General features: G+C 63.0%; 18 protein-coding genes. 7 read left to right on the top strand and 11 right to left on the bottom strand.

Annotation, left to right across the window (positions count from 1 at the left end; all coding sequences use genetic code 11):
• Positions 1–177: 177 nt before the first annotated feature.
• Positions 178–1,137: a threonine dehydratase gene (locus ACQKEK_RS06905; RefSeq protein ID WP_499141749.1), complete on the bottom strand. Its 960-nt coding sequence runs from the start codon at positions 1,135–1,137 to the stop codon at positions 178–180.
• Positions 1,138–1,216: 79 nt separating this feature from the next.
• On the opposite strand from ACQKEK_RS06905, the gene ACQKEK_RS06900 reads away from it, so the two are divergent.
• Entirely contained in the window at positions 1,217–2,557 is a 1,341-nt protein-coding gene (locus tag ACQKEK_RS06900) for an aminotransferase-like domain-containing protein (protein WP_499141747.1), read from the top strand.
• 76 nt (positions 2,558–2,633) lie between these two features.
• Positions 2,634–4,106, top strand: a complete 1,473-nt coding sequence (gene amn, locus ACQKEK_RS06895; protein ID WP_128120723.1) for an AMP nucleosidase — start codon at positions 2,634–2,636, stop codon at positions 4,104–4,106.
• 22 nt (positions 4,107–4,128) lie between these two features.
• Here the strand turns inward: amn and ACQKEK_RS06890 are convergent, their stop codons facing one another.
• The 7 genes from ACQKEK_RS06890 to ACQKEK_RS06860 form a co-directional block, all read right to left on the bottom strand.
• Positions 4,129–6,201 carry a pyrroloquinoline quinone-dependent dehydrogenase gene (locus ACQKEK_RS06890; RefSeq protein ID WP_499141745.1) on the bottom strand — a complete coding sequence of 691 codons (2,073 nt, stop codon included), beginning with the start codon at positions 6,199–6,201 and terminating at the stop codon, positions 4,129–4,131.
• Positions 6,198–6,569, bottom strand: coding sequence for a glucose dehydrogenase (locus ACQKEK_RS06885; protein WP_499141743.1), 372 nt, complete (start codon positions 6,567–6,569; stop codon positions 6,198–6,200). Before ACQKEK_RS06885 ends, ACQKEK_RS06890 begins: the two co-directional genes overlap by 4 nt.
• A gap of 119 nt (positions 6,570–6,688) precedes the next feature.
• Positions 6,689–7,264, bottom strand: coding sequence for a HupE/UreJ family protein (locus ACQKEK_RS06880; RefSeq protein ID WP_499141741.1), 576 nt, complete (start codon positions 7,262–7,264; stop codon positions 6,689–6,691).
• 157 nt (positions 7,265–7,421) lie between these two features.
• Positions 7,422–8,036 carry an urease accessory protein UreG gene (gene ureG / locus ACQKEK_RS06875; protein ID WP_045424108.1) on the bottom strand — a complete coding sequence of 205 codons (615 nt, stop codon included), beginning with the start codon at positions 8,034–8,036 and terminating at the stop codon, positions 7,422–7,424.
• A 28-nt stretch (positions 8,037–8,064) separates the two neighbouring features.
• Entirely contained in the window at positions 8,065–8,742 is a 678-nt protein-coding gene (locus tag ACQKEK_RS06870) for an urease accessory protein UreF (RefSeq protein WP_499141739.1), read from the bottom strand.
• Positions 8,739–9,239, bottom strand: coding sequence for an urease accessory protein UreE (gene ureE, locus ACQKEK_RS06865; protein WP_499141737.1), 501 nt, complete (start codon positions 9,237–9,239; stop codon positions 8,739–8,741). Before ureE ends, ACQKEK_RS06870 begins: the two co-directional genes overlap by 4 nt.
• A 165-nt stretch (positions 9,240–9,404) precedes the next feature.
• Complete coding sequence (locus ACQKEK_RS06860) at positions 9,405–9,887, bottom strand: GNAT family N-acetyltransferase (protein WP_499142221.1); 483 nt, start codon at positions 9,885–9,887, stop codon at positions 9,405–9,407.
• 319 nt (positions 9,888–10,206) lie between these two features.
• Here ACQKEK_RS06860 and ACQKEK_RS06855 point away from each other — a divergent pair, with 319 nt between their 5' ends.
• From ACQKEK_RS06855 to ACQKEK_RS06845, 3 genes are all read left to right on the top strand, one after another.
• Entirely contained in the window at positions 10,207–11,079 is an 873-nt protein-coding gene (locus tag ACQKEK_RS06855; RefSeq protein WP_128120729.1) for a DMT family transporter, read from the top strand.
• 94 nt (positions 11,080–11,173) lie between these two features.
• Positions 11,174–12,037, top strand: a complete 864-nt coding sequence (locus ACQKEK_RS06850) for an isocitrate lyase/PEP mutase family protein (RefSeq protein ID WP_499141735.1) — start codon at positions 11,174–11,176, stop codon at positions 12,035–12,037.
• 60 nt (positions 12,038–12,097) lie between these two features.
• Positions 12,098–13,255, top strand: a complete 1,158-nt coding sequence (locus ACQKEK_RS06845) for an MFS transporter (protein ID WP_499141733.1) — start codon at positions 12,098–12,100, stop codon at positions 13,253–13,255.
• Between the two features lie 11 nt (positions 13,256–13,266).
• Here ACQKEK_RS06845 and ACQKEK_RS06840 read toward each other — a convergent pair whose 3' ends face one another.
• On the bottom strand, positions 13,267–13,986 hold the full coding sequence (locus ACQKEK_RS06840) for a TorF family putative porin (RefSeq protein WP_499141731.1): 720 nt from the start codon (positions 13,984–13,986) through the stop codon (positions 13,267–13,269).
• 285 nt (positions 13,987–14,271) lie between these two features.
• Here ACQKEK_RS06840 and ACQKEK_RS06835 point away from each other — a divergent pair, with 285 nt between their 5' ends.
• A complete protein-coding gene (locus tag ACQKEK_RS06835) occupies positions 14,272–14,538 on the top strand; it encodes a DksA/TraR family C4-type zinc finger protein (protein WP_499141729.1) in 267 nt (88 codons plus the stop codon).
• A 97-nt stretch (positions 14,539–14,635) separates the two neighbouring features.
• Positions 14,636–15,082 carry a hemerythrin domain-containing protein gene (locus ACQKEK_RS06830; RefSeq protein ID WP_499141727.1) on the top strand — a complete coding sequence of 149 codons (447 nt, stop codon included), beginning with the start codon at positions 14,636–14,638 and terminating at the stop codon, positions 15,080–15,082.
• On the opposite strand, the gene ACQKEK_RS06825 is transcribed toward ACQKEK_RS06830, so the two are convergent.
• Positions 15,079–16,266 (bottom strand): GAF domain-containing sensor histidine kinase, encoded by a 1,188-nt coding sequence (locus ACQKEK_RS06825; RefSeq protein WP_499141725.1) that lies wholly within the window; start codon positions 16,264–16,266, stop codon positions 15,079–15,081. The two genes, ACQKEK_RS06830 and ACQKEK_RS06825, sit on opposite strands and share 4 nt — an antisense overlap.
• 103 nt (positions 16,267–16,369) lie before the next feature.
• The gene (locus ACQKEK_RS06820) at positions 16,370–17,842 is read right to left on the bottom strand and encodes an NCS1 family nucleobase:cation symporter-1 (RefSeq protein ID WP_499141723.1); all 1,473 of its coding nucleotides are present in this window, start codon (positions 17,840–17,842) and stop codon (positions 16,370–16,372) included.
• Positions 17,843–18,009: the final 167 nt, after the last annotated feature.

Genomic DNA, 18,009 nt, shown 5'->3' with positions numbered 1-18,009 from the left:
ATCAATCAGTGGCTGCCGGACTAGCGGGTCGGGCCATGTGGAGAAAGGGCTAAGTCGTACTTCATGGGTAACTCAGCCTGGAGCGACAGTGGCGTTGTAGGGCGCTTCTACCGTCGTCCGGATGGACCTGTTTTCTGGTGTTCAACTGGCGGCTGGTCAGTCGGCAGATCGACTCGCTTAGCAAGCTACAGTCAATGATGCAGCCAACACGCCGCGGTCGATGTTGGCACCACTGAGCACCACGCCAATGCGCTCGCCACGGTTGTGTTCGCGCTCCTGCATCGCGGCGGCCAGCGCGGCAGCGCCGGCGCCTTCGGCGAGGTTATGGGTGTCTTCGTGGAAGGCGACGATGGCATGGCGGATTTCAGCGTCATCGACGCGCACGATGCGCGCCGCGCCTTTGCGAATGATCTCCAGAGCGTCCGGAGATGGCATGCGGCATGCCATCCCATCGGCAAAGGTGTTGGCTGTTTCCGTACAGACGATGCGGCCTTGCTCGAAGCTCTGTGCATAGGCATCGGCAGCGCTGGACACCACGCCGATGATCTCCGTGTTCAGGCCCAGCAGGTCGCGGGTTCGGATCATCCCGCAGATGCCTGAGCCGAGCCCGATGGGCACATAAACCCGTCGCAGGTCCGGCACCGCTTCGAGGAATTCCAGCGCATAGGTGGCGACGCCTTTGATCAGGTCCGGATGCAGTGAGGGGACAAAATGCCAGCCGTTGGCCTCAGCCAGCTCCGCGGCGCGCTGGCGGGCGGTATCGAAGTCGCGACCGTACTCGACGACCTCAGCGCCGCATGCACGCATGGCGGCGTTCTTCTCCGCCGAGTTGCCTTCAGGGACCAGAATCTGCAAGCGTAAACCCGCGTTGCGTGCGGCCATCGCCAGGCTGATGCCGTGATTGCCACGGGTTGCGGTGACGAGCCCCGGCAAGCGCGGTTCACGCTTGATCAGCTCATTGATATAGAGCACACCGCCGCGCACCTTGAAAGCGCCGGCCGGCGTGTGATTCTCATGCTTGACCCAGACTTGGCAGCCAAGCCGTTCGGCCAGCAGTGGCCATGTGTATTGCGGGGTTGGCGGTACGCTCTGGTGAATCAGTTCGGCTGCCTGACGCAGTTGGTGTAGATCGAACATCGACGGCTCCTTGGCGGTTTGACGTCGATCCTAGGTGGCGGGCATTGTATGGGTAAATATTTATATTGCATGGCAAACAATGTGGTTACCCAAACTCGAATCTGATGACCAACCGCGCTACCTGGCGCTGGTCGATGCCATTGCATCGGCCATTGCACGTGGCGAGCTGCGGTCGGGGGATCGACTGCCGCCGCAGCGGCGGCTGGCCTGGGCGCTCGGCCTCAATCCCAGCACGGCAATGCAGGCCTACCGCGAAGCGGCGCGTCGGCATCTCGTCGGTGGCGAGGTAGGGCGTGGTACTTACGTGCTCGCCAGCAGCCGCGAGGCCAGCCTGTTCCGGCTGAAGACGCCGGAGGCCTATCCGGAACTGGTCGACCTCTCGACCAACCTGCCGGTACTCGACCCGGACGATGAGGACATGCAGCGCAGCATGGCGGCCCTGTGCGCGACGGGTGAGCTGGCGGGCCTGCAAGGTTATCCCTCAGCGCGCAGTCTGCAGCGTGGCCAGCTGGCGGTGAGCGGCTGGCTGCGTAGTCGGGCGCTTGAAATTCCGCCGCAGCAGGTGATGCTTTGTGCCGGGGCGCAGCAGGGCGTGTTCGCTGCGCTGATCGGATTGTGCGAGCCAGGCGAGCCGGTGCTGGTCGAAGCCCTGACGTCCCCCGGTATAAAGGCCGCCGGGCGTCAGTTACGACTACCGCTGCACGGGGTCGCAATGGACGCGTTCGGTATTCTGCCGGACGATCTCGACCGCCTGGCCCGCGCTACCTCGGCCCGCGTGGCCGTCCTGACGCCCTGCATGCAGAACCCGACCGCCGTCAGCATGGATACGCAGCGCCGCGAGGCTGTCGCTGCCGTAGCGCGACGGCGAGGCTTGCTGATCATCGAAGACGATATCTACGGCGCACTTGGCGACGAGCCACCTTTGGCCGCGACGTTGCCTGAACGGACCCTGCTGATCAGCAGTCTGTCGAAGACGGTCGCGCCTGGGTTGCGCCTGGGCTTTATTGCCGGACCGGACGAGTGGTTGTCGCGTATCGATCCGGAGCGGCAGGCGACCAGTTGGGCCTTGTCGACGCTATGCCTGCAGATCGGCTGCGAATGGCTTGAAGACGGCACCGCGGCGCGTCGGCTGGCCTGGCAACGTGGGCAGATGACCCGGCGTTGGCGGCTGGCGCAGAAACTGCTTGGGTCTGCGTCGTCAAATGCCTCACCGCATCTGTGGCTGGAACTGGCAGACGATCAAAGTCTGCCGGTGCTGTGCCGTGATGCGGGGATCGAGGCGGCTGCAGCGGCCGTGTTCGCGGTCGGTCATGGCGCGCCCAATGCGCTGCGTCTGAGCCTGACCGCGGCGCCCAGCCTGGCGATATTGAAGGCGCGGTTGGAGTCGCTGGCGCTGCGAATAGCCGCGTCTAATCGATGATCGCAGCACTGCGGTGCTACCGCTGTCATTGATCAGCAGGCAAGATGCTTTCAACGAACAGACAAGGAAACCAACCATGATTCCAGCAGGCGAGACTCTTCGCATTGCCACCAGCGCTGAAGCGGCGGTGGACCATCTTGCCGAACTCCACCAGCATGCCACTCGCTCGCTTAACCAGGCACTCAAACGCTATGTGAAGACTCGGCAGGAGCCCGACGCCGCCGAACGCGCCCAGTTTCGCTATCCCGAACTGCGTCTGACCTACGAATGCCATGGCGAGGTGCCGGCTTCCACCCGTGCCTACGCCAAGGTGCAGGCACCGGGTGTTTACAGCGTGACCGTGACCCATCCGGCGTCGTTCCGCAGCTACCTGCTCGACCAGCTGCGACCGCTGATCAAGGACTTCGGCGTCAAAGTTGAGGTGGGCATCAGTGAGCGCAACATTCCCTATCCCTATGTGATCGAACAGGGCGACGAACTGGCCGGAACCGGTGTGACTGCCGCCGAACTGGCGCGGGTGTTCCCCAGCACCGACTTATCCGCCGCCACCGATGACATCGCCGACGGCCTGTATGACTGGGAGCATGCCGATCCCTACCCGCTGGCGCTCTTCGATGGTGCGCGGGTGGACTTTTCCCTGCGCCGGCTGGTGCATTACACCGGTAGCGACTGGCGCCATGTGCAGCCCTGGATCCTGCTGACCAACTACCACCGCTACGTCGATCAGTTCATCCGTCACGGTCTCGACATGCTGCGCGACGACACCCGTTTCGTGCGCATGGTGCTGCCCGGCAACATCATCATCGAGCGCGGCATGGAGGAGGGCGAAGCCCAGGCGATCATTGGCGGCGTGCTCTGGCATCGCTATCAGATGCCGGCCTATCACCTGCAGGCCAAAGATGGCGATGGCGTCACCCTGGTGAATATCGGCGTTGGCCCATCGAATGCCAAGAACATCACCGATCACCTGGCCGTCCTGCGCCCCCATTGCTGGTTGATGATCGGCCACTGCGGCGGGCTGCGGCAGTCGCAGTCCATCGGCGACTACGTGTTGGCCCACGCCTACATGCGTCGTGATGGGATTCTCGACCGGGTGCTGCCGCCGCATATCCCGCTGCCAGCGCTGGCGGAAGTCCAGCAGGCGCTACAGGAAGCGGCAGCGCAGGTGACCGGGGAGCAGGGCGAAGCTCTCAAGCGGCGCCTGCGCACCGGCACGGTGCTGACCTACGATGATCGCAACTGGGAATTGCGCTGGGCTCAGGAGCGGCCGCTGATCAACCTCTCCCGTGCGGTCGCGGTGGACATGGAGAGCGGCACCATCGCCGCTCAGGGCTATCGCCTGCGCGTGCCGTACGGGACGCTGCTCTGCGTCTCGGACAAGCCGCTGCACAGCGAGATCAAGCTGCCAGGCTCGGCCAACGCTTTCTATGAGCGCGCCGTGACCCAGCACCTGAAGATCGGCATCGCCGCGCTCGATCTCCTGCGCACCCAGCTCAATTCACTGCACTCACGCAAGCTGCGCAGCTTCGACGAGCCGCCGTTCCGCTAATGCGCGGCGGCTCGCCGGACACTCAGTCCTTCAGGAAATCCGGCAACGTGGGGTCGCCTTTGGCCGGCAGGCTGTAGGCGACCACATAGTCGCCCGGCGGCGTCTCCATGAAGTGGTGGCCGCCTGCAACGATCACTAGATACTGACGCCCGTTGGCCTCATAGGTCATCGGCGTCGCCTGCCCACCGGCGGGCAGCACGTCTTGCCAGAGCACCTCACCTGAGTCGATATCGATTGCGCGGATGAGGTTGTCGGTTGCCGCCGCAATGAAGATCAAGCCGCCTGCGGTAATCACCGGGCCCCCATTGTTGGGCGTACCGACCGTCACCGGCAAGTGCGATGAAATGCCGAACGGCCCGTTACGGCGGGCGGTGCCCAGCGGCTCGTTCCACAAGACCTCACGGGTGTTGAGGTCGATGGCCATGATGCCGCCAAACGGCGGACGTGAGCAGGGCACGCCCGTCAGGCCGTTGCGCCAGGCCTGGATGGACACGGCATAGGGCGACCCCGCCTGGGGCACCGAGCCGCCGGACGAAGTGCTGCCGCCCGGTACGCCGAGCGGGACCATGCCGCGCTCGTCGGCCTTGTCACGCGGGATGAGCTGGTCATGCATGGCGATGTGGTTGTAGTTCAGCACCAGGATGTTGCGCTCGGTGTCGACCGCCGCGCTTCCCCAGTCGTTACCCCCGTTGTAGCTCGGCCATTGGAGGAACGGCCTGTCCGCGCTTGGCGGCGTGTACATGCCCTCGTAACTGGCGCGCTTGAACTGGATGCGGCACCACAGCTGGTCCAGCGGTGTCACGCCCCAGGCGTCTGCTTCGGTCAGCGGCTCGCGGGGCGTGGATGGCATGCCGACGGAGAAGGGCTGGGTCGGCGAAAGCGTTTCGTCAGGCAGGGGGCTGGCCGGTACCGGGCGTTCCTCGACCGGCGTCAGTGGCTCGCCGGTGCGGCGGTCGAGCACATAGATGTCGCCCATCTTGGTGGGCAGTACGACGGCTGGCACCGTGTGACCGCCTTCGACCGGAAAGTCGATGAGGCTGCCCTGGGAGCCCAGGTCGTAGTCCCAGACATCGTCATGCACCGTCTGAAAGACCCAGCGCACCTCGCCGCGGGTAACGTCGAGCGCAACCAGTGCCGTGGAGTAGGGCTTCTCGAACTCGCGCCGGTTGCCGCTCCAGTAGTCGACCGACGAGTTGCCCATCGGCACATAGACCAGCCCGAGTGCCTCGTCGCCGGAGAAAATGGTCCAGGCGTTGGGTGTCCCCCGGGTGTAGACATCATCCCCCTGAGGCAGCCCGGTCTCGCCAGGGCGGCCCATGTCCCAGGCCCAGGCCAGCTCGCCAGTGGCGGCGTCGTATCCGCGGATCACGCCGGACGGGGCGTCCTCTTTCTGCCCATCGAGCACCTGATGCCCCACCACGGCGACACCGCGGACGATGGTAGGCGGCGATGTCACCGCGACGTAGCCGGGTACGGAGTCGCCCATGCCTTCCATCAAATCGACGTGCCCGGCATGGCCGAAGTCGGCGCAGGGCACGCCGGTATCGGCATCGACCGCGACCAGCTCGGCGTCGAGCGTGCCCTCGATGATACGGCGCTTGCAGGCGGCGTCATCAGGTGCATTCGGCACCTCGTAGTAGCTTACGCCGCGGCAGGTAGCCGAGTAGGGGATGTGGTCGGTGGAGACCTTCGGGTCGTAGCGCCAGCGTTCGCGGCCGCTGCTGGCATCCAGCGAAATCAGCACGTTCAACGCATCGCACAGGTAGAGGTTGTCGCCGACCTTGAGCGGCGTGGTTTCGGGCGCCCACTTCTTTTCCACCACGGACTGATCGGGCAGGTTGCCGGTGCGATAGCCCCAAACCGGTCTGAGGTCGGCGACGTTGTTGCGGTTGATCAGCTCCAGCGGCGAGTAGCGCGTTGCCGCATTGCTGCGCCCATAAGCAGTCCAGTCGGCCGGCTCAGGTTCCGCACCCGCCGGTCCCGGTGACACCGTGGTGGCAGGTTCGAGCGAAGGGTCCGCCGCGGTCGTTTGGGCGTGGCCAAGCGGTAACCAGGCCAGGCTCAACAGGGCAACCAGTCTGATCAGGTTGGTCATGGGTGCGCCTCCCTGCGAGTGTGGTGCCGCAGCACCGGAATGAATGCCAGCGTTAGAAGAGCAATCACGGCCAGCGCCATCAGGCGAGGCAACAGCGCCCAGAGATCGAACCCGACTTCCCAGATTGCCCAGACGACGGTCCCGAGGAATACCGCCCAATAGAGCCAGACACCACTGAGTCGCTGCAGAAACAGCAGTACGCCAGCTATCAGCATGCCGGCGCCGGCGATGAGGTAGTACCAAGAACCGCCGAGGCTAATCAGCCAGACGCCGCCAGCAGCAAGGGCCAGGCCGAACAGGGCAACGATGGAGGCGAATATTTTCAGCGCCCAATAGGCGAAGCCGTGGGCGTGGGGGGATGGGGACACTTGGCGCTCTCCCTAAGGGCCGGTGGATGAAGCGCCGCCGAATACGATCAGCGACAGACGTCATCTTTTGGGTCTTAGGGCGCGCTCAGGTTCCGTAGTTGTTTCGATTTGTGTCTTGCTCAGACGGCTAGCAGCCAGGCACCAGCCAACGCGGAGGCCGCGCCGGCGAGGCGGACGATGGGGGCGGCCGCCGCTGGCAGGTTACGGGCGACGGCATAGCCGAGGCCATGCAAGGCAGCGGTGGCTACGACGAAGCCTGCGGCGTAGCCCCATGGGCTGGACAGCGCGGGCAGCTCTAGACCGTGTGCCACGCCGTGGCTAAGAGCGAACAGCGCGGTCAGCCCGGCCGCAACGGCAAGCGGTGGGCGTACCGCCAGCGCCACCAGCAGCCCGAGCGCCAGCACCGAGCCGGCGATTCCGGTTTCCATCAGCGGCATCTCGAAGCCGGCGAAACCAGCTAGCCCGCCGAACAGCATCGTTACAACGAAGGTCAGCGGCAGCGCCCAGCGTGCCGTGCCGTCCTGTTGAGCCGCCCAGAGGCCGACCGCGAGCATCGCCAGCAGGTGGTCGAGTCCGAAGATTGGATGTGCGATACCGGACATCACGCCGGCCTGGTCATGGCCGGGGTGAGCGAGCGCCAAAGCCGGGCTGAGTAACAGGGCGGACGCGACGAAGAGTTTTCTGTTCAGTTTCATGGAAGGTTCCCTCTGGTGTGCATGGCGGGTCGCGAATCGTTGCTGGCGATCCACAGGAGCCGGATGACTGTCTGTCTCGTAGGAGCCAGCTTGCTGGCGAAGCGCTTGGAGCTTTGCTACTTCGCGAGCAAGGTCGCGCCTACAGGAGTGGTTCATTTCAGGCGGCGCTGAGCATTCCCTGTTTTTCGATGAAGGCGATGATCTCGTCGAGGCCCTGGCCAACCTTCTGATTGCTGAACACGAAGGGCTTGTCGCCGCGCATCTTGCGGGTGTCGCGATCCATGACCTCCAGCGAGGCGCCGACCATGGGTGCCAGGTCGACCTTGTTGATCACCAGCAGATCGGACTTGCAGATGCCCGGCCCGCCCTTGCGTGGCAGCTTGTCGCCGGCCGATACGTCGATCACATAGATGGTCAGATCCGAAAGCTCCGGGCTAAAGGTGGCGGACAGATTGTCGCCACCGGACTCGACGATGATCAGGTCCAGCCCTGGGAAGCGCCGGTTGAGCTGTTCGACGGCTTCCAGATTGATCGAAGCATCCTCGCGGATCGCGGTGTGCGGGCAGCCGCCGGTTTCCACGCCGATGATGCGCTCGGGCGCCAGGGCCTCGTTGCGTACCAGAAACTGCGCGTCTTCCTGGGTGTAGATGTCGTTGGTGACCACAGCGAGGTTGTAGCGCTCGCGTAGGGCCAGGCAGAGGGCGAGTGTCAGGGCAGTTTTGCCGGAGCCGACCGGCCCGCCGATGCCGATGCGCAGGGGTTGGGTGTTCATCGTCTGTATCCTCTTGTGAAAGCGGTGCTCATGAGCGGAACAGCCGGCTGTATTGGCGCTCGTGCGCCATGCTCGTCAGGGACAGGCCAAAGGCAGCGCTGCCCCAGTTTTCCGTCTCGATAAGGGTTGTGTCGCGCTGGGCCTGCTGCAGGGTCGGCAGCAGTTGGGAGGTCAAGCGTTGTGCCGCTTGCTGGCCGAGCGGCAGGGTTTTCATCAGCACCGCCAGCTGATTTTCCAGCCAGCCCCAGAGCCAGGCGGTCAGCGCATCTTCAGGGCCGATGCCCCAGGCACGTGCGGCCAAGGCCCAGCCCAGGGCGAGGCCTGGCTCGTCGATGCGCTGAAACAGCGCGCGGGCAGGGGCGTCGAGTTCGGGCAGGTTGTTCAGCAGTTGCTTCAGCGAGTAGCCCATCTGCCGGCTTTCCAGCCGTAGCTCACGGGTTTCGCGACTGGCGCGATGGCAATCGGCAAGTCGCTCGAGTTCTGTCCAGTCTTCGGCTGCTGCCGCCTGGCAGTGCGCCAGCAGCAGCGGCGCTTCAAAGCGCGCCAGATTCAGTAACAGCTGGTCGCCCAGCCAACGGCGGGCGCTGGCTTCGTCGCGTACTCGCTCGCATTCGACCGCCATTTCCAGGCCTTGCGAATAGCTGTATCCACCGATCGGCAACTGCGGGCTGGCAAGCCGCAGCAACGCGAACGCAGCCGGATTCACGTGCGCACACCAAACTGATGCAGACGTGGCGCGTAGCTGAACTCGGCTTCGCCTGCGTGGGAGTGATGATGGCCGCCCCCGTAGGCGCCGTGCTCGGGCTGGAAGGGCGCCTCGATGGCTTCGACACTGGCGCCCAGCTGCACCAGCATGTCTTTCAGTACGTAGTCATCGAGCAGCCTCAGCCAGCCGTCGCCGACCTGCAGTGCCACATGGCGGTTGCCCAAATGATAGGCGGCGCGCGTCAGTTCGAACGCGCTGCTGCAGGTCACATGAAGGAGCTGTTCGGCGCGGGCCTTTACACGGACGATACGGCCATCCTCGGCGCGCAGGCATTCGCCGTCATGCAGAGGTTGCTGGCCGCGCTCGAGGAACAGGCCGACATCTTCTCCTGTGGTGGAGAAGCAACGCAGACGCGATTTGCTACGGGCTTCGAAGGTCAACTCCAGCTCGGCGTCGGCATTGGCCTGCGGGGAGGTGCGGTGATGGATGACCAGCATGGCGAGCAGTTCCGGTTGTGCGATTGGCACAAGCAGAGCAAGGCCCTTGCCAACCCGCCACAACAGAAGCGCCCCGCAGCCTGCAGGTTATCCGTGCTTGAAAATGGGGCTTTAGGCTGTCTCGTTATGGTGCGTCTATATCTAGGTCGCACCAACTTCGTGCACTCAGTGCAGCGCCCGCACCATATAGACGGCGGGTATCTGGTAGCTGGCAAGGTTGCTGGCTTGGGGCGGCTCCAGCTCCGTGTGCGCTGCATAGCCGAGGCGAGACCAGAAGGCTTCGGACTCCTGCACCGAAACCAGCGCCGAGTAGCGCAGCTTTTGAGTGCGCGCCTGCTCGAGGTTCTTCTGCACCAGTGCCGGCCCGATGCCCTGGCCACTGGCCCGCCGGGATACGGCAAGGTCGTGTAGATACAGGCAGTCGGCTTTGGCGGGGGATTCGAAGTCGCCATCCAGTGGCGTCACCTTGCCGACCCGTGAGTGGTAGGCGAAGAGATAGGCGCAAACGCCCTGATCGTCCTCGGCCACCCAGGCCAGCTGCGGGCAGGCGGCGAGGCGGTTGAGGATCACCGCTTCGTCCTCGTGGACTTCGGCAGCATAGGATTCTTCCTGAATCGACAGCACCGCAGGTATATCGCGCACCTGCATCGCTCGTATCGTGAACATCAAAACAACACTCGGACTGAAGCGGCCGGTAACGAGGCTCGCACGGGGGCGGCGATCATACGCGATTGTCGGGCGAGCGGAGCGGGCGCCGACAGACGTAGCGCATTACAGCCTGACGGGATGACAGTTGCGTGATCAGGTCACGAATCGACGTTCAGCAGACGCATCGACGTGTGAGATGGACCTGCGTGGCAGGCTGGGGCGCACCTCTTCTGGTCGGATCAGCTCACGTCACCACTGACGAAATGGCGATTTATGGGCATAATTCATAGCTTGCTACCTATTGTCGCGGTTTCCCTCATTGAATAACTCTCACCGGCCCCTGCTTGGCGTGTCGCTGATTCTGGTTTCTTGCCTGACGCTCGCCAGTCACGACGGGCTGTCCAAGTATCTGACGCAGCTCTACCCCGTGTTCCTGGTTATCTGGGCGCGTTATATGGCGCAGACGGTGCTGATGCTCACCTTGTTCACGCCACGCATGGGGCGTCGTGTGTTTCATACCCTGCGGCCGAAGCTGCAGATCTGCCGTGGCCTGAGTCTGGTCAGCGTCAGCATGCTGTTCATCAGCGGTCTGAGTTACATCCCACTGGCCGAAGCGACTGCAGTCATCTTCCTGACCCCATTGCTGGTTACCATCGCGTCCGCCTTGCTCGGCGAACAGGTCAGTCGTGCCCAATGGCTGGCGGTCGGCTGTGGGCTGATCGGCGTGATGATCATCGTGCGGCCGGGCGGTGCCTTGTTCACGCCGGCGATCTTGTTGCCGTTCGGCGCGGCGCTGAGCTTCACGGTCTATCAGTTGATCACCCGTCGACTCAGCGCCACGGATCATCCGGTCACCAGCAACTTCATCACCAGCGTGGTTGGCAGTCTGGTGATGAGCGTGCTGGTGTTCTTCAACTGGCAGACGCCAACGCTGCATGACGCGCTGATGATGGCCGGGCTCGGTGCCATGGCCATGAGCGGTCATCTGTTGCTGACCAATGCGTTTCGCTTTGCCAGCGCCGCTGCGCTGGCACCGTTCACCTATTCGCAGATCATCTTTGCCGGGGTGGTAGGCCTGGTTGCCTTTGGACATACGCCGGATTTCGGCGCCATTGTCGGCATGGCCATCATCATCGCCAGCGGGCTGGTCATGGCGTATGTGCAAGGGCGACAACCGCGCCCGGCACTTTGAAACACCGAGACGTGCAATAGGCCGTCCGTACCACTACCAACACTGAACAGACAAGGGCGACTCGACCCTTGCGTGCGATTCATCAGGAACCCCCATGCAACGTATCTCTCATCACACCCTGCGCAGCGAGTTCCGTCGGCTGCTGGCCTCCGATCGCTGCTACCACACTGCATCGGTATTCGACCCGATGTCGGCGCGTATCGCCGCCGATCTGGAATTTGAAGTCGGCATTCTCGGTGGCTCGGTCGCCTCGCTACAGGTCTTGGCCGCGCCGGACTTTGCGCTGATCACTCTGAGTGAATTTGTCGAGCAGGCGACACGCATCGGCCGCGTATCCCGGCTGCCGATCATCGCCGACGCCGACCATGGTTATGGCAACGCGCTGAACGTGATGCGCACGGTGGTCGAGCTGGAACGCGCCGGCATCGCGGCGCTGACGATCGAAGATACCCTGCTGCCCGCCAAATTCGGGCGCAAGTCCACCGACCTGATTGGCATGTTCGAAGCGGTCGGCAAGATCCGTGCGGCGCTGGAAGCACGCATCGATCCTGAACTCGCGATCATCGCGCGAACCAATGCGGGTGTGATCGGCCTGGAAGAGGTGATCGCGCGCGTGCAGGCCTACGAGGCAGCCGGCGCCGATGGGATCTGCCTGGTCGGCATCGAGGATTTCGAACAGCTGGAGCAGGTCGCGGAAAAACTCAGCGTACCGGTGATGCTGGTGACCTATGGCAATCCCAAGTTGCGCGACAACAGCCGTCTGGCTGCGCTTGGCGTGCGCATCGTGGTCAACGGTCACGCGGCCTACTTTGCCGCGATCAAGGCGACCTACGACTGCCTGCGCGAGCAGCGTCAGATCGATGCGTCCGATCTCAACGCCTCGCAGCTGTCGGTCAAATACTCGACCGCCGAGGAATACATGGTCTGGGCCGAGGAATACATGCAGGTCAAGGAGTGACCCATCCCGCCTGGCGGCGCGCGCCGCCGGGCCTCTTTTCGATGCGTTAGCGGAGATCCGATGAGCCCACGCCTGCTGACCTTCATGGTGGCATTCGCCGCCTTTCTCGGCCCGTTCACGCAGACGGTCTACGCACCGATTCTGCCGGAGTTGGGCGAGGCGCTGCAGACGACGCCGCTGCTGATCAACCTCAGCATTTCGATCTTCACCTTCGTTTTGGCGTTTATGCAGATCGTCTACGGCCCGCTGGTGGATCGAAGTGGCCGCAGGCGCACCCTGTTGCTGGGGCTGGCGTGCTACATCGGCGCGTCCATCGGCTGTTTTCTCTCGACCAATATCGAGACGCTGCTGGTGTTTCGTGCGCTGCAGGCGGTGGGCATCGCTGCCGGTGCGGTGGTGGCCGTGACGGTGATCGGGGATCGGTTCGAAGGCGCCGAGCGTGTTCGGGCGATGGGCTCGTTCCAGATGATGGTGGCGCTGGGGCCGGTGGTTGGCCCGGTGGTGGGCGGCTTCATCGGCGAGCACGTTGACTTCCATTACGTATTTCTGCTGCTCGCGGTGGTCGGTGGCGTTGCGCTGCTGAGCAACGCCATCTGGCTGCAGGAGACCCGCCCGGCCGGGAGCACGCCTCGCGCCTTTCATCCCAGGGAGTACCTGGATGTGGTGCGCAATCGCCAGGGCGTGGCGATCATGGTGCTGAGCTTTGTTCAGTACTACGCGTTCTACAACTACCTGGTGTTCATGCCACGCGTCCTCGGTGCCAGCTACGGGCTGAGTGCCAGCGAAAAGGGCTTGGTGTTTCTGCCGCTGTCGATTGCTGTTGTGATCGGCAGCTTCGCCGGTGGGCGACTGTTGGGGCGCTGGCGTCCCCGTCCGGTGCTGGTGACGACCGCGGCACTCAATGCGCTCAGTCTGCTGCTATTTCTCGCGGTTGCGCAGTGGTCACTGGCGGCGCTGGTGGTCGCGGTGAGTGCGTTCGGGCTGTTTCTCGGCCTTTCGCTGCCGGTGCAGACCAGCCTGCTGATGGACCTGTACCCGCACAATCGCGCCACCGCCGTGGGCAGCTACAACTTCTTCCGCTTCATGGGCATGGCCACCGGGCCCGTACTTGGCTCATGGCTCTACCAGGACGGCAATCTTGGCCTGCTGTATGGCTTTGCGGCCACGGCCTTTCTTGTCGCCGTATGGCACGCCAGGATGCGCTTCAAGCAAAGCTGATCGGAGCATCGTTAGAACAGCGACCGCTCGGCCTTGAACATGAAGTAGCTCTCGCAATAGGTGTTCTGCCCTGAATAGACGCCGCACTCGCGGCCGCGAAGGCTCGAGTCGGTGTAGGAAAGATCCAGGCGCACGCCCAGCCAGGGGCGAGACAGGTTCAACGACCAGTCATTGAAAACTTCAACACTGCCACCGGGGTGGTACATCGGACTGTCCATCGAGTGGCTGGCATACTTCAGACGCAGGTCCAGATCGAGTGGGCTAAGAGCACCCAGCTCCAGCAGCAGGGTGCTGTCGGTGCGCCCCGGTCGGCTGCTCAACGCGCCACCCAGCCGACTGCCAGCCAGGTTGAAGCCTGCATAGACTTCGTGATGATCCGCTCCTTCCAGCTCGGGGAAGCTGTAGCGGATCACGCCCAGCTCGTAGCCTGGCGCCTGGTCGAAGCGGGGCTGGACATAGCCGATGTAGCTGTCCAGCTCCAACTGGTTGCCCTCGATGATGCCCATGCTGGGCGCCCACTGGCCGACATACAGGCCACTGTCGTGAGTCAGGTCCAGTCCTCCGCGAAAGGTGCTGGCGGCCGTCGGGTTCACCAGCCCTTGGGCCATGCTACGGGTGGGGGCCGTGCCGAGTCGCAGGTCGAATTGGCCGACTTCGCGTTCAAGCACTTCCGGCTGGCTGGCGCATCCGCTCAGGCCAATTAACAGCGCCGGCAGGATCTTTGTGTGCATCACCGCTTCCCTGGGGGTGTGTTTACAGAAGGCCGGCGGACGACCTCGACGAGGCAAGTCCCGAGATAGAGCATCTGTAGTGGGGCTTGCCGTTCAATCGGCTGGAAGAATAGACAATGCAATGTGGCGCTGAGGTCCGTTCGTCGATTTGACGCCAACGGATCGACGGGTGGTTTTCGGTTGGAGGCGCGGAATGCGCGTCACGCCAGTTGCATTACTGAACGGTGCCCGGGGTAGGTGTTCCAAGCTAGAACACTGTTAGACCTGGCTTGCTGGGAGGTCGCGATGGCTACGGGTTGGGCGAATGAGGGTGCGGTTCAGGAACAGATCGACAGCACCATCGAAGATGCTGTGCAGCGAGCGCGCAGTCGGCTGGGGCAGGGCGAGAGCCTGACGCACTGCGAGGAATGCGACACGAAGATTCCCGAGGCGCGGCGGCAGGCCGTGCCCGGTGTCCGGTCGTGCGTCAAATGCCAAACCGAACGGGACAAGCAGGAAGCCAAATTCAGCGGTTACAACCGCCGCGGCAGCAAGGACAGCCAACTGCGCTGAGTGCGTGACAAAAAAACGCGCCGGTAAGGGCGCACTCGGCGCCCCTGTGCCTGTCACACACCGCGTCCCCACAGGTTCACGGAAGAGGAATATACCCATGATGATTTTCGAAGCGTTGCGCCAAAGCCACGACATCCAGCGTGATCTGTCTGAAAAGTTGGTACAGACCCACGGCGACAGCGCTGAGCGGCAAGCGATTTTCGCTGAGCTCAAGCACGAACTCTGGGTGCATTCGGTGGCCGAAGAGCGGCATTTCTATATCCCGCTGATGCGCGATGACAGCGGGGTCGACCTGTCCCGTCATGCGATCGCCGAACACCATGAAATGGATGAGATGGTCGAGGCGCTGGAAGAAACCGATCCCAGCAGTCCGAGCTGGCTTGTGCAGGCACGCAAACTGTCTGACAAGGTTCATCACCATCTTCAGGAAGAAGAGCACAAGTTCTTCCAGATGGCCGGCAAGATCCTCAGCGATCAGCAAAAGAGTCAGCTAGCTGGTGCGTACCTGGGCGCTTACGACGTCATGAAGGCTGAGCACGCCTAGAGCGCACGCGCTTCGGTGGGCATGCTGAAAACGAAGGTCGTGCCCGCTTCGGCTGTTGACTCCGCGCGCATGCTGCCGCCATGCGAGCGCGCAATTTCATTGGCGATGTAGAGCCCCAGACCGAGGCCGGACTGGCTGCTTGAGGGCTCACGCCAGTAAGGCTGAAACAGTTGATCCAGCCGTTCCGGTGGAATCGGCTCGCCTTGGTTATTCACCGACAGCAACAGCCATCCATTTTCGATCACCGCGCGGACCTGTACCCGGCCATCCGTTGACCCATGCACCAGCGCATTGGCGAGCAGATTGGACAGCAACTGCGCGACGCGATCCGCATCGCAGCGGACCCCGTCGAGCGGAGCGATGTCGGCTTCGATTGCGCGTTGCGGATTGGCACTCTGCATCTCCGAAGCGATATGCGTCAGGGTGACGTGAAGGTCCTTGCATTCGCGGTTCTGCAGTGGAATTCCATTGCCCAGCCGGCCGCGAGCGAAGTCCAGTACATCGTCAACCAGGCGTGATGCGCGACGGGTCGCAGTGAGCATGTGCTCGGCAATGCCGGTGATCGAGGCGTCCTTGGTGCGCCTCATCAACAGCTGCGCACCGGACAGAATCGAGGAGAGCGGATTGCGGAGGTCATGCCCGAGCAGGGCGATGAATTGCTCCCGCAGCTCGGCCGTCTGCTGCGCATCGAGCAGGGCTGCCTCGGTGGCTTCGAATTGCTCTTCCGCCTCCAGCTGAATAGCCAGCAGCTTGGCGAACGATTCCATCATCGGCAGGATCGGCATTTCCGACAGATTCGCAGGCAGCGGATCGAGCGCGCAGACGGTGCCGAAAAAACTGCCATCGGTGCGAAACACAGGGGTCGAGATGTAGCTCTCGAAGCCATACATCTTGGGCGTGTGATGGTTGCAGTAACGCCCGTCCTCACTCACCTTGCTGATGATAATGGTTTCGTGAGATGCGCGGATTTCGTGGCACAGCGTGGTGGTCACGTCCAGCTCGCCGCCGACCTGCAGACCGAAGTTGGTCCGGTCGAGCACGGCGCACGCTGTCCAGGAATCTTCGGTAACTCGCGCAACGGCGGCGAACCGTAACCCGGTGGTCTCGGAGATCACCCGGAGGATCGCTGGCACGGCGCTGATACGGCTGATCGCCGAAATGTCGTCGGTTATCGATCGGTTCATGCAATGTCATGGCGGCGCGTGATGGTGGCCGTGCACTTTATCACGCACCGTTTCGAAGAGCGGAATCGAGCCGACTATCTGCCGACCCGACCCGCCCAGGGCGTTACGCTTGGGTCGTCAGGGGAGGGTTAGCAACGGCCGGAACGATCTGTTTGCGCATCAGCAGGTAATGCACCACGGCGCCAAACAAGGCGCCTAGCAACCAGGCGAAGCCCGACAGGCTTTCCAGCCCCGGTGTCCAGACTGACGCAACGGAAAAGATCGAGCTCACGCCAAAGGCGATGACCGCTTTACGGTTCCAGCCGGCATTGAAGTAGTAGGTCGAGCCGGGTTCCGCGCAGAACAGTTGTTGTACGTCCAGCCGCTGCCGACGGACCAGGTAGTAATCGGCGACGATAATGCCGTACAGCGGTGCCAGCACGGCGCCCAGCGTATCGACGAAGGCGGCGATGCCCACCGCACTGATGAACGATACCCACAACGCACCGATGAAAAACGCGATAGCGGCGGTGATGAAACCGCCGGTGCGGGCGCTGATGTGTGCTGGCGCCAGATTGGCGATGTCGTAGGCTGGCGGGATGAAGTTGGCGACCAGGTTGATGCCCACCGTGGCGGCGAAAAAGGTAATCGCAGCAATCAGCGTGAGGCCGACGTTGTCGATGCGCGCAACGATATCGGTCGGGTTGGTCAGCGTCTCGCCGAACACCACCACGGTGCCGGCCGTGATCACCAGGGCGATCAGCGAGAAGATCGCCAGACTCACCGGCAGGCCGAGAAAATTGCCGATGCGCATCTGACGTTCGTCCTTCACGAATCGCGCGAAGTCACCGTAATTGATTACCACGGCCGCAAAGTAAGCGACCATCGTGCCGACCACCGCGGCGAAGGCAGCAATCGGCCCGCCAGCGTATGTACCAGTGCCACTGAAGATGCTGCCCAGTGCGCCAGCCAGACCTGGGCCGGCCTTGTAGCAGATGGCAATCATCATCGCGATCATTACCAGATAGACCAGCGGCCCAGCCCAGTTCAGAAAGCGCGTCACCCAGTCCACGCCCCTGATGAACAGCGCAACCTGGAAGACGCAGACGATCACGTAGGCAATCCAGTCGATGGTGGTCAGCCCCAGCAGGGTCGCCTCGGACCCAGGCCCTGCCATTGTGCGAATCAACAGCGCCACGGCTGTGGAGGCAAAGTAGGTCTGCACGCCGTACCAGAAGATCGCGACGATCCCGCGCACCACCGCCGGGAAGTTAGCGCCGCGTACGCCCATGCTGGCGCGCGCCATCACCGGGAACGGGATGCCGTATTTGACGCTGGGTTTGCCGGTCAGCTGCACCAGCCCCATGACGATGAAACCCGCCAGCACGATCCCAGCAAGCACGGCCCAACCGTTCAGGCCGTAACTGATGAACAGCGTCGCGGCGAGGGTGTAGCCGAACAAACTCTGGATATCGTTCGACCAGACGTTAAAGATCTCGAACCACCCCCACTTGCGTTTGGCGGGGGCGAGCGGGGCGAGGTCCTCGTTATACAGAGTGGGGTCTATCTGCTTGATGTGGAAATCGTCGTGATTCATAGGTGGGCGCTCTGTGCATGGTTGTTGTCGATTGTTGTATGCAGTTCTTGTTCCGCGTATGGCACAGCCCGCGACATCGAGGCACGTCTTTGGAGCATGAGCGGCCTACAGCTACCTAGACTAGACGCTGCTCTGAAGGGCGTTAGATTTGTTTGTATACAAATCAC

The organism is Pseudomonas sp. NPDC077408, assembly GCF_050269105.1.
Lineage (GTDB): Bacteria > Pseudomonadota > Gammaproteobacteria > Pseudomonadales > Pseudomonadaceae > Stutzerimonas.
Note: the sequence above shows the minus strand (reverse complement) of the source record. Positions and strands in the feature narration are given on the sequence as shown.